The following is a 13,134-nucleotide window of genomic DNA, read 5'->3' on the forward strand; positions in this document are numbered from 1 at the left end:
AGCGGACCCATGAACGCCTATCTGAAGCTCGACCATATCGACAAATATTTCGACCGCGGCGGCGTGCGCGCCGAGGTGTTGAAGGACATCAACCTGACGATCTCCAAGGGTGAATTCGTCTCCATCATCGGCCATTCGGGTTGCGGCAAGTCCACCTTGCTGAACCTCGTCGCCGGGTTGACGCCGGTTTCGGCCGGCGCTGTCCTGCTTGAAAACCGCGAGGTCAATGCGCCCGGGCCGGAACGTGCCGTGGTCTTCCAGAACCACTCGTTGCTGCCCTGGCTGACGGTGTATGAAAACGTCAATCTCGCCGTCGCCAAGGTCTTCAGCCGGACGAAAACCAAGGCCGAACGCCACGACTGGGTGATGGCCAATCTCGACCTCGTCCAGATGGCACACGCCAAGGACAAGCGGCCCTCGGAAATCTCCGGCGGCATGAAGCAGCGCGTCGGCATCGCCCGGGCTCTTGCCATGGAGCCAAAGATCCTGCTGCTCGACGAGCCCTTCGGCGCTCTCGACGCATTGACCCGCGCGCATCTGCAGGATGCGGTCATGGAAATCCACTCGCGCCTCGGCAACACGATGGTCATGATCACCCATGACGTCGACGAGGCGGTGCTGCTTTCCGACCGCATCGTCATGATGACCAACGGACCGTCGGCCCGGATCGGCGAAGTCCTCGACGTGCAGATCGACCGCCCCCGAAACCGCATCGAACTCGCCTCCGACCGCACATACCTCAAGTGCCGCGAGGCCGTCCTCAAATTCCTCTACGAACGCCACCGCTTCGTTGAAGCCGCGGAGTAATATCATGACTGAGAAACTTGTTATCATCGGTAATGGCATGGCCCCCGGGCGCATGCTGGAACACCTCTTCGAACAGGCGCCGGGCCGCTATCAGGTCACGATCTTCAATGCCGAACCGCGCGTCAACTACGATCGCATCATGCTCTCGCCCGTCCTTTCGGGCGAGAAGACCTACGAGCAGATCGTCATCCATGGTGACGGCTGGTACATCGATCACGGCATCACGCTCTACAAGGGCCACAAGATCGTCGCGATCGACCGCGCCGCGAAGACGGTCACCTCCGATCACGGCGTCACCGAGAGTTACGACAAGCTGGTGATCGCCACCGGCTCGGTACCTTTCATCATTCCGGTGCCTGGCAAGGATCTTCCCGGCGTCATCACCTATCGCGACCTGGACGACGTCAACGCTATGCTGCTCGCCGCCCAGTCACGCGCCAAGGCCGTGGTGATCGGCGGCGGTCTGCTTGGGCTTGAAGCTGCGGCCGGACTTGCCGAGCGTGGCATGGACGTGACCGTGCTGCATGTCATGCCGACGCTGATGGAACGTCAGCTCGATCCCGCCGCTGGCTATCTCCTTCAGAAAGCCGTCGAAGATCGCGGCATCAGGGTCATCTGCAAAGCCAATACCAAAGCGATCATCGGCGATGGCAAAGTGGAAGGCATCGAACTCGACGACGGCCGCATCATCCCGGCAACGCTCGTTGTCATGGCGGTCGGCATCCGGCCGAATGTCGGCCTGGCCAAGGAAGCCGGACTTGCCGTCAATCGCGGCATCGTTGTCGACGCCGGCATGCAGACCTCGGATGGCGACATCTTCTCCATCGGCGAATGTGCGGAAGTGGGCGGCATGGTCTACGGCCTCGTCGCGCCGCTCTACGAAATGGCGCGCGTCGCGGCCGCGCACCTCGCGGGCGATACGAAGCCTGCCTTCGTCCATTCCGACACGCCGACCAAGCTCAAGGTCACCGGCATCGATCTCTACTCGCTCGGTGATTTCGCCGACGGCGACGACCGCCAGGAAATCGTGCTGCGCGATGCCACTGCGGGCGTCTACAAGCGCCTCGTCCTCAAGGACAACCGCATCATCGGCACCGTGCTTTACGGCGAGACCTCCGACGGCGCCTGGTTCAACGATCTGAAGAAAAAAGCGACCGACATTTCGGAAATGCGTGACACGCTGATCTTCGGACAGGCCTATCAAGGGGGTTCTCCGCTGGACCCTATGGCGGCCGTTGCAGCCTTGCCGGATGATGCGGAGATCTGCGGCTGCAACGGCGTCTGCAAAGGCAAGATCACCTCAACGATCACAGCCAAAGGCCTGACGTCGCTGGACGATGTGCGTGCTCACACAAAGGCCTCCGCTTCCTGCGGCAGCTGTACCGGGCTTGTCGAGCAGTTGATGGCGCTCACGCTTGGTGACGCCTACAACCCGGCCGCTGTCACTCCCATGTGCACCTGCACAGAACTCGGCCATGACGACGTCCGCCGCTTGATCAAAGCGAAGAAGCTGAAGACGATCCCTGCCGTCATGCAGGAACTGGAGTGGAAGACCTCCTGCGGCTGTGCCAAGTGCCGCCCGGCGCTCAACTACTACCTCGTCTGCGACTGGCCGGACGAATATGCCGATGATTACCAGTCGCGTTTCATCAACGAGCGTGTCCACGCCAATATTCAGAAGGACGGCACCTATTCCGTTGTTCCGCGCATGTGGGGCGGTGTCACCAACTCCCAGGAATTGCGCGCGATCGCCGATGTGGTCGACAAGTTCGAGATTCCGTTGGTGAAGGTGACGGGCGGTCAGCGTATCGACCTTCTAGGCGTCGAGAAGGAAGATCTGCCGGCTGTCTGGGCCGATCTCGGCAAGGCGGGTTTCGTCTCCGGCCAGGCCTATGCCAAGGGCTTGCGCACAGTAAAAACCTGCGTCGGCTCCGACTGGTGCCGCTTCGGCACGCAGGATTCGACGGGCCTCGGCATCCGCATCGAGAAATTCATGTGGGGTTCCTGGACGCCTGCCAAGCTGAAAATGGCCGTCTCCGGGTGTCCGCGCAACTGCGCCGAGGCAACCTGCAAGGATATCGGCGTCATCTGCGTGGACTCGGGCTTCGAGATCCATTTCGCAGGCGCCGCTGGCCTCGACATCAAGGGCACGGAGGTGCTTGGCCTGGTGAAGACCGAGGACGAGGCGCTGGAGCACATCGTGGCACTGACCCAGATGTACCGCGAGCAGGGCCGTTACCTGGAGCGCATCTACAAATGGGCGAAGCGCATCGGCCTCGACGAAATCCGCCGGCAGATCATGACCGATACGGAAAAGCGCAAGGCCTATTACGAGCGCTTCGTCTTCAGCCAGAAATTTGCGCAGGTTGACCCCTGGTCCGAGCGCGTTTCCGGCAAGGACAAGCACGAGTTCAGGCCGATGGCGACTGTCGGCTTCAATCAGGCCGCGGAGTAAAGGAGATGACGATGAACTGGATTGCAATCGGCAAGATCGATGACATCCCGCTTCGCGGCGCCCGCTGCGTGAAGACGCCCATGGGTAAGATCGGGGTGTTCCGCACTGCTGAAAACCAGGTTTTCGCCATCGAAGACCACTGCCCTCACAAGGGCGGCCCACTCAGCCAGGGGATCGTGCACGGCACTTCGGTGACCTGTCCGCTCCACAACTGGGTGATTTCGCTCGAAACCGGCAAGGCGCTCGGTGCCGACGAAGGCTCCGTCAAAACCATCCAACTGGAATTACGCGGCGACGAAATCTTCATGGCTCTCGAGAGCCTGGCGCTCGCCGCAGCCGAATGATGCTTGCCACACTCTCTACAAAAATCATGACTGGTGGAGGAAATAAACCATGTCCTATGTAGCCCCGCAGGAACTCGCGACGAAAATGATCGACGCGGGTGAATCGAAAATCTTCATGTCCACCAAGGACACCCTGATCCGCGCCTATATGGCCGGCGCCATCCTGGCACTGGCAGCAGCCTTCGCCGTCACCATCACGGTCAATACCGGACAGCCGCTGCTAGGCGCACTGCTCTTTCCGGTCGGCTTCTGCATGCTCTACCTGATGGGCTTCGACCTCCTTACCGGCGTCTTTACGCTCGTACCGCTGGCCTTGATCGCCAAGCGGCCAGGCGTGACGCTCGGCGGCGTGCTGCGCAACTGGGGTCTCGTCTTTGTCGGCAATTTTGCCGGCGCCATGACGACCGCCCTCTTCATGGCGATCATCTTTACCATGGGCTTTTCCGAAGCGCCCAACGCCGTCGGCCAGAAGATCGGTGTGATCGGTGAATCGCGCACGATCGGTTACGCTGCTGCTGGAGCGGCCGGCATGCTGACCCTTTTCGTGCGGGCGGTCATGTGCAACTGGATGGTTTCGACGGGCGTCATCGGCGCCATGATGTCCAATTCGGTATCCGGCAAGGTCATTGCCATGTGGATGCCGATCCTGGTCTTTTTCTATCTCGGTTTCGAGCACTCCATCGTCAACATGTATCTCTTCCCGTCGGGCATCATGCTGGGCGGTCATTTCACCTGGCTGGACTACTTCCTCTGGAACGAAATCCCCACCGTAGTCGGTAACCTTGTGGGCGGCCTGACCTTCGTCGGCGGCGTGATCTACGCCACCCACTACAAGACCTCGCCAAGCCGCAAGGGTGAAGAAAAGCCCGCGACACGGCTTGTCGCCGCGGAGTAGTCTGCACTGGCTCCGCCGCGGCCGGCGGAGCCACCCTCCAGGAAAAATCTATGCTGCAGTCTCTCGCCCCGGGCAAACTCAAGGTCGACATCGGCCAGTATTCGGCGCCGGGCCGCAAGGCAATCAATCAGGATTTCCACGGCGCCATCGTCCCCGAAGGCGCCGTTCTTGCAATGAAGGGCGTGGCGCTTGCCATCGCCGACGGCATCTCCTCAAGTCCGGTCAGCCACATCGCCGCCGAGACTGCGGTCAAGAGCTTCCTGACCGATTACTACTGCACCTCCGATGCCTGGACGGTGAAGACTGCGGCGAGCCGTGTGATCGACGCCACTAATTCCTGGCTCCATGCGCAGAACCGGGGTGTGGAGAATCTCGATCGCGCGCATGTCACCACATTTTCGGCGCTCGTACTGAAGGGGCGTCGGGCACATATTTTCCATATGGGCGACAGCCGTATCTGGCGGTTGTCGGGCGACAGTCTGGAGCCGCTGACAAGCGACCACCGCCTGACCCCATCGCAGAGCGAAAGCTATCTCGGCCGCGCGCTTGGCCTCCTTCCTTCGGTGGAGATCGATTATCACCGGCTGGACATCCATACCGGTGACGTTTTCGTACTGACCACAGACGGCATCCATGACCATGTCGCTCCTCGCCATATCGCAGCGCGCCTCATGTCAAAAGGAGATCTGTCCGCTGCGGCCAAGGACATTGCCGCCTCGGCATATGAAGCGGGAAGCGACGACAATCTGACGATCCAGGTCGTTCGGATCGACAACCTGCCGCATGACGATTTCGAACCGGTCTTCGATCTTGCGGGTTCCCTGCCTCCAGCCTCCCTGCCCCGGATTCCCGGCGATTTCGAGGGATATCGGCTCCATCGGCAGATCCATGCAAGCAGTCGCAGCCACATCTTTTTCGCAACCCAGCCGGAAACCGGCGAGAACGTGGTCTTGAAATTTCCCTCCGCAGACATGCGCCAGGACGAGAACTACCTTCGGCGCTTCGCGATGGAGGAATGGGTCGCACGCCGGGTCTCAAGCATTCACGTGTTGAAGAGCCGGCAGCCGCTCAAGCCGCGCCGGTCGCTCTACCTGGTGATGGATTATGTGGAGGGCGAGACCCTTGCCCAGTGGATGGCCGATCGGCCAAAGGCGGATCTTCGGTCGGTGCGGGATATCGTCGGCCAGATCGCCAATGGGCTTCGTGCCTTGCACCGGAAGGAGATCATCCACCAGGACCTGCGGCCTGAAAACATCATGATCGATCGGAGCGGTACCGTGAAAATCATCGACTTCGGATCGGCAGCAGTGGCCGGAGTGATCGAAGCGGCGCCGAGCCTTGATGACCCCGACATACTCGGGACGGTGCAATACGCCGCGCCGGAATATTTCGCAGGCGAGCGGGGAAGCGAGCAGTCCGACCTCTACTCGCTCGGGGCGATTGCCTACCACATGCTGACGGGCCGACTGCCCTATGGCCCGGCGGTCGCACGCACAAGAAGCAAGAAAGAGCAGCGGAAACTTCGTTTCGCCGGCCTTCGCGAAATCCGCCCCGATGTGCCGGACTGGGTCGAGGAAGCCATCCGCAAGGCCGTCGATCCCGATCCAGCCAAACGATACACCGAACTCTCGGAATTCGAATATGACTTGTCGCATCCGAATGCGAAGCTCCTCAGGACCCGTTCGCCTTCGTTGATGGAACGTAACCCGCTGCTGTTTTGGAAGGTGCTAAGCCTGTTTTTAGGGCTGATCATTATCAGTCTACTGGCCCAAGACTTCACCTGAAAAGGCATATGCACAATTTTTGAGCTGCAATTGCATCTTATTAAATCTTGTGCAATTCCGTTTCTTTTGCGATGATACAGGCGGAGCAAAAGGCCCTTTCAGCCATGTTCCAACCGGCAAATCTGCAACGGAGCGGACCCGCCGAAAGCCCAAATTCAGGCGCCAGCATCGACGCTGTGTACTCACCCAGAGTCCTTTCGGGACTGGTTGATTGCGCAGCGTTTTTCGTTTCCGGCTCCTGGGAATGCCGCTTCAGCAATCTGTCGTCCAGCGAGGAACTAGTAGGCCGATGCGCCCAGAACTCCGGAATGAGAACAGCACAAGGACCACCTGCCCCTATTGCGGCGTAGGCTGCGGCGTCATCGCCTCCGTCGATGGGACAGGTACGGTCAAGATCGCGGGCGATGCCGACCATCCCGCCAACTATGGCCGCCTCTGTTCGAAAGGCTCGGCGCTTGCCGAAACCATCGATCTTGACGGTCGGATCCTCTATCCGGAGATTCACGGCGAGCGCAGCAAATGGGACGAGGCCCTGGATCTTGTCGCCCGCAAGTTTTCCGAGGCCATTGCCGAACATGGACCCGATTCAGTTGCCTTCTATGTCTCGGGACAATTGCTGACGGAAGATTATTACGTCGCCAACAAGCTGATGAAGGGCTTCATCGGTTCTGCGAACATCGATACCAATTCCCGGCTCTGCATGTCCTCCTCCGTTGCCGGCCATCGCCGCGCCTTCGGTTCCGACACCGTTCCCGGGACCTATGAGGACCTGGAACTTGCCGATCTGGTGATCCTCACCGGCTCCAACCTCGCATGGTGCCATCCGGTGATCTACCAGCGCCTTGCGGCCGCTAAGGCTGCGCGGCCGGCTATGAAAGTAGTCGTTATCGATCCCCGCCGCACCATGACCTGCGACATTGCCGACCTGCATCTGGCGATCCGCCCCGATGGGGATGTTGCGCTTTTTATGGGCCTGCTTGCCCATCTCAGCAAAAGCCTGGCCATAGACGAAGCCTATATCTCCGCCCACACAGAAGGTTTTGCAGACTCACTCGCATCCGCATCGGCGCTCACGCTCGACACTTTGATCACGCGCACCGGTCTGCCGGTTTCCCAGCTGCTCGAATTCTTCCGGCTGTTCGAAACGAACGAAAAGGTGGTGACCTGCTACAGCCAGGGCGTCAACCAATCCTCGACCGGTACCGACAAGGTCAATGCCATCCTCAACTGCCACTTGGCCACGGGCCGCATCGGTAGACCCGGCATGGGGCCTTTCTCGCTGACCGGTCAGCCGAATGCCATGGGCGGACGAGAAGTCGGCGGGCTGGCAAACATGCTTGCCGCCCATATGGCGGTCGAAAACCCGGAGCATCGCGACCGTGTGCAGCGGTTCTGGGCATCGCCGACACTCGCGCAGAAACCTGGGCTGAAGGCGGTGGATATGTTCCGCGCCGTGGCTGACGGACGTATCAAGGCGCTGTGGATCATGGCAACGAACCCGGTTGTTTCAATGCCGGATGCGAATGCGGTCGAGGCAGCCATACAGGCCTGCCCCTTCGTCGTGGTCTCCGATATTCAGCACGAGACCGATACGGCGCGCCATGCGCACGTGCTGTTGCCCTCTGTCGGCTGGGGCGAAAAGGATGGCACCGTCACCAATTCCGAACGCCGCATTTCCCGCCAGCGACGCTTCCTGGCCGCTCCCGCGGAAGCCAGGGCCGACTGGTGGCAGGTTGCTGAAGTCGGACGCCGCATGGGTTTCACAGGCTTCGACTTTTCGTCGGCGGCCGAGATTTTCGCCGAACACGCGGCGCTTTCGGCATTCGAGAACGAGGGCAGCCGCGATTTCGACATCGGCGCTCACGCGGCAATCGATGGCCCTTCTTATAACGCCTTGATGCCTTTCCAATGGCCGCAACCTGCTGGCTCGCAGCCCGCGACGACCCGCTTCTTCGCAGAGGGCGGTTTCTTCCACCCTGATCGCAAGGCCCGCTTCGTTGCGGTCCAGGCGCCGGAGACGGACCGGAGCAGCACGCGATATCCGCTGACACTCAACACCGGCCGCGTCCGCGATCATTGGCATACGATGACCCGCACGGGCAAAAGCGCCAGGCTTTCGGGCCATATCGCCGAACCCTTTGCCGAACTACATCCACGCGATGCGATGGAGCTCGGCGTCCGAGGCGCCGGGCTTGTGCAGCTGGAAAGTCCTTACGGCAAAGCCATCGTGCGTGCGCTGGTAACTGAGCGGCAGGCGCAAGGCAGCGTCTTCGTGCCGATGCATTGGAACGACCAGTTCGCGGCGCAGGCACGCATCGACGCACTCGTCGCTCCGGTGACCGACCCCCATTCCGGCCAACCTGCGTCCAAGAACGTCGCCATTGCCGCGCGGTCCTTCGCTGCCGCTCTTTATGGTTTTGCAGTGTCATCCACCAGACCGGCCACACCGAAGGCCGATTATTGGGCTCTTGCCAAAGCCGAGGGCGGATGGCGGGTGGAGCTGGCATTCGCGGATCAGGTCGGCGACTGGACGGCCTGGTGCCGGAAAGCCTTTTCCATAGGCGGCGATATCGAGCCCCTCGGTTATGCCGATCATGACACCGGAGATCTTCGGCTCGCCTTCTTCGATGGCTCGAGACTGCTTGCCGCCCTGTTCCTTGCGCGCCAACCCGTTGCCGTCGCCCGCAACTGGGCGATCGCCCAGCTGACGGCCGAACATAGCGACCTGCGCAAGCGCTTTGCCATCGTCGCCGGTCGGCCCGGCGCTGACCAACCCGACCCAGGCGCCACCGTCTGCTCCTGTTTCTCGGTTGGCGTCAACCGCATCGTCAGTGCCGTCCGGGGCGGCTGCCACAGCGTCGAAGCCATCGGCAGGGAAACCAATGCCGGCACCAATTGCGGCTCCTGCCGCGCAGAAATCAGGGGGATCATCGATGGATGTCTTGCAGCAGCAGCGGAATGATGCGCCCGCCCGCCTGGCGCCCCTTGCGAAGCTTCCCGTCTTCTGGGGGCTTGAGGGCAAGCGGGTGATTGTCGCAGGCGGATCGGATGCCGCGGCATGGAAAGCGGAACTTCTGGCCGCCTGCGGTGCCGAGGTCCACGTTTATGCCAAAGACCTCACCGAGACCTTCGGCCAGTTGGTCGGGCGCGGATCCGAACATCCGCAAGGCCGTTTTGTACATCACCCCCGGATGTGGAGTGCCGAAGTGCTGAACGGGGCCACCCTGGCGGTCGCCGATTGCGAAGAGGAGGCCGAAGCGGAAGCCTTCTTCCATGCAGCGCTGAGAGCCGGCGTACCGGTCAACGTGATCGACAAGCCGGCCTTCTGCCAGTTCCAGTTCGGTTCGATCGTCAATCGTTCGCCGGTCGTCGTGTCGATCTCCACGGACGGCGCAGCCCCGATCCTGGCTCAGGCGATCCGTCGGCGTATCGAGACACTCCTGCCGCAATCGCTGAAAGGCTGGGCAGAGCTTGCCCAATCGATGAGAGAAAAGATCAATGCCCGGCTCGCGCCTGGTCAGCAACGGCGCGCCTTCTGGGAGCGTTTCGTCGATCGTGCATTTGCAGGTTCCAATACGCCGGAGGAGGCGGTCGGCGGGGCGCTTTTGAGGGAGGCGGAAAGGCTCTCGGAAGCCCCCGCCATCGGCCGCGTCACCTTGGTCGGAGCCGGTCCCGGCGACGCGGAATTGCTGACGCTGAAAGCCATGCGTGCCCTGCAGGCCGCAGATGTCATTCTCTTCGACGATCTTGTTTCCGACGATGTGCTGGAACTCGCTCGACGCGAGGCAAAGCGGATGCTGGTCGGCAAACGCGGCGGCCGTGAAAGCTGCAAGCAGGAAGACATCAACGCGATGATGGTCAAGTTCGCCAAGGCCGGAAAACGCGTCGTGCGTCTGAAATCCGGCGATCCGATGATCTTCGGCCGTGCTGGCGAGGAGATCGCCTGCCTGGAGCAGGAGGGAATACCCGTCGACATCGTACCTGGCATCACCTCGGCCAGTGCCATGGCCTCCAGGCTCGGCGTGTCGCTCACCCACCGCGACCATGCGCAGGGTGTCCGATTCGTCACCGGCCATTCCCGCAAAGGGGTGCTGCCGGATAATCTCGACTGGCGTGCGCTCGCCGACTCCAGCACTACGACCATCTACTACATGTCCGGCCGCACTGCCGGAGAGATTGCCGCCAGACTTATGGCGGCGGGAATGAACTCCACCATGCCTGTCGTCATCGTCAGCGCGGTGAGCCGGCCAAACGAACGGCGCTGGAGCGGCTCGTTGAGCGATATGCCTGCCGCGATGGCTGAAATCGGCATCGACAAGCCGGTGCTGATCGGCATCGGCGACGTATTCCGCAAGGCTCTCCGGACTGCGGACGTAAATCGCCTGGATGGCAGGATGGCCGTACGCGCCTGAGACTTGCGGATGAGCTGGAATGAGAAGGGGCGGTAAACCGCCCCTTTCAGTTTATCGAGGCGCCGACGCGGAGCCTTCCTTGTAGTAGGAGAGGTAATTGTTGCGCAGCCGCTCGGGTGCGCCAGGATCCGCATAGCGGTGCAGTTCCGACATCTCCGTCTTGTTGAGGATGACGCCGACCGTCTTGGAAGCGATCTGCGGCTCCGAACGCATCACCGACTGCACTGCCTTCGTCGGTGTGACACCCCATTCGGTCACGAAGACAAAGCCGTCGACATAAGGCTCGAAAGCCTTGGCATCGATCACCGGGATAAGCGGCGCCAGATCCACGACGATGACATCGAACGCATCCTTGACGCTTTCAAGGAACTGGCTCATGCCGGCTGAAGCAAGGAGTTCGCTCGTATGGGCAAGCTGCTTGCTGCGCGTCGTCATCGGCAGGATTGTCAGTCGCGACCGGCGATCTACCCGGGCGGCATTGGTCCAGGACGTCTTCTGCAACACGACCTCGACCAGACCGATCTCCGGCTCCGATGCCAGCATGCGGCTCAAGCCCGGATTGCGGAGATCCGCATCGATCACGAGGGTGCGCACGCCGCTCGAGGCGATGAGACCTGCGAAATTCGCGGCAACCATCGACTTGCCCTCGCCAGGAAGGCAGGAAACGACACCGATGACCCGGCATTTGCGCTCCTGCAGCATGATATCGCAGGCAAGCTTGGTATTTCTGAGCGTTTCGGCAAACTGCGAACGCGGCGCTTCGACAGCGACCCTCATCAGACGCCTGAACGAGATCGGGTTGCCGGGCGGTGCAGCCGCAGCCTCCGCTTCGGTCGGTTGAGGTGCCGGCTTTTCTTCGGCATGGATGCCGGAGAGCGTCGGCAGGTAGCCGAGGAAGCGAAGGCCCAGCTTGTCCTGAACATCATCACCGGTGCGGAAGAAGCGCTCGCGCAGTTCCAACAATGTCGCTGCCGCGCAGCCGAGCATCAGCCCGAGGACGACCGACAATGCCATGGTGAGCGTCTTGCGCGGGCTGGAGGGGGCCGTCGGTGTACCAGCCTCGGAAATCACCCGTGCCTTGGCGATCGGGAACGATTGCCTCTGGGTCGCCTCTTCAAATCGACCGAGATATGACTCATAAAGCGTCTTCAGGGCCGCAGCCTTCTGCTCCAGTTCGCGAAGCTGCACCATCGAGACATTGGCTTCGGAATTGCGGCCGGCGACCCGGTCGATGCTATCCCGCAGCGACTTTTCGCGAGAGCTCGCAACCTCGAATTCGTTGCGGAAACTTCCCGTCAGCTGCTGAAGTTCGCGGTAGATCTGCTGGGAGATCTCCTCCTTCTCGCTCTTGAGGGCAACTGCCTGGGGATGATCCGCGCCGAACTGCTGGATGACGCCCCGCTCGCGATCATTGATTGCGATATAGCGCTTGCGAAGATCCTGGATCACCGAGTTGTCGGTATCGCGCGCCGAAATGACTGCATTCTCGACGGCCGCCTCAGCACCCTTGTCGATGATCGCTTTATATTGCTGGTAGCGCGCTGAAGCGGTCGCGGAATCCGCCTGGGCGACGATCAACTGGCTGTTGAGATCGGAGAGCTGCTGACTGGAGAGGAGCTCACCGCGCGGAGAAACAAGCCCATGCTCGGTCTTGTACTGTTCAACAGCGAGGGAAGCCTGCTGCGCGCGGCTGTTGAGGTCGTTCAGCCGCTCCTGCAGCCAGAACGAGGCTCGTTCAGACGCGTCAAAATTGGCATTGAGCTGGTCGGTCAGATAGGAATCCGCATAAGTGCGAGCAATCGCCGCGGAAAGCTGCGGATCCGGAGAGCGGATGGAAATCGCGATGACCGAACTGCGCCCGACCCGCTCCACCGTCAGAGCCTGCTGCAGAACGGCGGCCGCCTTCTCGCGACGGCCCATGCGCTCGAGCTCTTCAGAGGGGGGCGGTCCGCCCGGCGTCAGCAGAGATGTCACGCTCTTGATCGCGCCCTTGGCGAGATCGACGGGTGATTTCGGTGGATTCACCAGCGTCTCGTTTTGGTCGAACTTCCCCTTATCAACGACGCGCAGTGCCAGTGCCTTCGATTTGAGGATTTCCACGGCGCTCGACATGCGGTTGTCGATCTGCTGGGCGGTCTGGCTGTCCTTCTCATCCTCAGCGTAGCGCGAGAGATTTTCGTCGATGAGAATCTGCGTCATCGCCGTGTAGATTGGCTGGGCCATGAAAAGATAGAGCCCTGCGAGAACGACCGTCGCAACTATGCATGCAATGATCACGCCCAGGCGGCGTATGACCGCTGCCCAGAGCTTGTCGAGATCGAGGAACGTGTCGCTGTCGCGCGTCTCGCTCGGAAATATTGTTCGCGGTCGAAAGTTTACCTGATCCATTGGGCTCGCTTTCCGGAGCTTGTAAGTGACGGACGGCAGTTGGTGCTGC

8 protein-coding genes are annotated in these 13,134 nt (G+C 61.1%); 7 read left to right on the plus strand and 1 reads right to left on the minus strand.

Going from position 1 to position 13,134, the window contains the following annotated elements:
• The first annotated feature begins 9 nt into the window (after positions 1–9).
• The 7 genes from EDE09_RS07055 to cysG all read left to right on the plus strand — a co-directional run bounded on the left by EDE09_RS07055 (position 10) and on the right by cysG (position 10,697).
• Entirely contained in the window at positions 10–807 is a 798-nt protein-coding gene (locus tag EDE09_RS07055; RefSeq protein ID WP_105371378.1) for an ABC transporter ATP-binding protein, read from the plus strand.
• Positions 808–811: 4 nt separating this feature from the next.
• The gene (nirB, locus tag EDE09_RS07060) at positions 812–3,262 is read left to right on the plus strand and encodes a nitrite reductase large subunit NirB (protein WP_112799415.1); all 2,451 of its coding nucleotides are present in this window, start codon (positions 812–814) and stop codon (positions 3,260–3,262) included.
• Between the two features lie 5 nt (positions 3,263–3,267).
• Entirely contained in the window at positions 3,268–3,606 is a 339-nt protein-coding gene (gene nirD / locus EDE09_RS07065) for a nitrite reductase small subunit NirD (RefSeq protein ID WP_105371376.1), read from the plus strand.
• Between the two features lie 49 nt (positions 3,607–3,655).
• Positions 3,656–4,501, plus strand: a complete 846-nt coding sequence (locus EDE09_RS07070; RefSeq protein ID WP_105371375.1) for a formate/nitrite transporter family protein — start codon at positions 3,656–3,658, stop codon at positions 4,499–4,501.
• 50 nt (positions 4,502–4,551) lie between these two features.
• Positions 4,552–6,285 carry a bifunctional protein-serine/threonine kinase/phosphatase gene (locus tag EDE09_RS07075; RefSeq protein WP_132409459.1) on the plus strand — a complete coding sequence of 578 codons (1,734 nt, stop codon included), beginning with the start codon at positions 4,552–4,554 and terminating at the stop codon, positions 6,283–6,285.
• 289 nt (positions 6,286–6,574) lie between these two features.
• Positions 6,575–9,247, plus strand: a complete 2,673-nt coding sequence (locus tag EDE09_RS07080) for a nitrate reductase (RefSeq protein ID WP_132409461.1) — start codon at positions 6,575–6,577, stop codon at positions 9,245–9,247.
• Complete coding sequence (gene cysG, locus EDE09_RS07085; RefSeq protein WP_132409463.1) at positions 9,219–10,697, plus strand: siroheme synthase CysG; 1,479 nt, start codon at positions 9,219–9,221, stop codon at positions 10,695–10,697. The genes EDE09_RS07080 and cysG overlap by 29 nt, the downstream gene beginning before the upstream one ends.
• Before the next feature lie 51 nt (positions 10,698–10,748).
• Here the strand turns inward: cysG and EDE09_RS07090 are convergent, their stop codons facing one another.
• The gene (locus EDE09_RS07090) at positions 10,749–13,085 is read right to left on the minus strand and encodes a polysaccharide biosynthesis tyrosine autokinase (RefSeq protein WP_132409465.1); all 2,337 of its coding nucleotides are present in this window, start codon (positions 13,083–13,085) and stop codon (positions 10,749–10,751) included.
• Positions 13,086–13,134: the final 49 nt, after the last annotated feature.

Origin of the sequence: Neorhizobium sp. S3-V5DH, assembly GCF_004343065.1 — a bacterium.
GTDB lineage: Bacteria > Pseudomonadota > Alphaproteobacteria > Rhizobiales > Rhizobiaceae > Neorhizobium > Neorhizobium huautlense.

Excerpts from the sequence above, each read along its gene's own strand:
- EDE09_RS07055 (WP_105371378.1), top strand. The coding sequence starts at position 10 with ATGAACGCCTATCTGAAGCTCGACCATATCGACAAATATTTCGACCGC.
- nirB (WP_112799415.1), top strand. The coding sequence starts at position 812 with ATGACTGAGAAACTTGTTATCATCGGTAATGGCATGGCCCCCGGGCGC.
- nirD (WP_105371376.1), top strand. The coding sequence starts at position 3,268 with ATGACGATGAACTGGATTGCAATCGGCAAGATCGATGACATCCCGCTT.
- EDE09_RS07070 (WP_105371375.1), top strand. The coding sequence starts at position 3,656 with ATGTCCTATGTAGCCCCGCAGGAACTCGCGACGAAAATGATCGACGCG.
- EDE09_RS07075 (WP_132409459.1), top strand. The coding sequence starts at position 4,552 with ATGCTGCAGTCTCTCGCCCCGGGCAAACTCAAGGTCGACATCGGCCAG.
- EDE09_RS07080 (WP_132409461.1), top strand. The coding sequence starts at position 6,575 with ATGCGCCCAGAACTCCGGAATGAGAACAGCACAAGGACCACCTGCCCC.
- cysG (WP_132409463.1), top strand. The coding sequence starts at position 9,219 with ATGGATGTCTTGCAGCAGCAGCGGAATGATGCGCCCGCCCGCCTGGCG.
- EDE09_RS07090 (WP_132409465.1), bottom strand. The coding sequence starts at position 13,085 with ATGGATCAGGTAAACTTTCGACCGCGAACAATATTTCCGAGCGAGACG.